The following is a 255-nucleotide window of genomic DNA, read 5'->3' as shown; positions in this document are numbered from 1 at the left end:
AGAGGGTTTGGGGGGACTGGCGGAATGTTTACTTTAGAAGGTGTGTGGGAAGAGATTTCGCGGGGGAACAAGGATGAGCATGGTGTAGAGGAGTTTGTAGAAAAACAGATGGCGGAAAAAGAATATATCTTCTCCGCCCGCCTGGAGTTGGATTACCTGAAGGAGCGCAATGGTTTTGTTTTCCCGGGGGATGAGGGGGAACCGCTCTCGGGTAACATAATTAACCACCACGAGCCCATCCCCCGGCAAAAGGGG

1 pseudogene is annotated in these 255 nt (G+C 52.2%); it reads left to right on the top strand.

The window, feature by feature from the left end:
* Positions 1-42: 42 nt before the first annotated feature.
* Positions 43-255: pseudogene (locus KVT36_RS31830) on the top strand (HlyC/CorC family transporter); the annotation flags it as partial.

Source organism: Chitinophaga sp. GbtcB8 (assembly GCF_019091455.1).
Taxonomy (GTDB): Bacteria; Bacteroidota; Bacteroidia; order Chitinophagales; family Chitinophagaceae; genus Chitinophaga.
The sequence above is the reverse complement of the archived record's forward strand: the minus strand, read 5'-3'. Positions and strand labels throughout refer to the sequence as shown.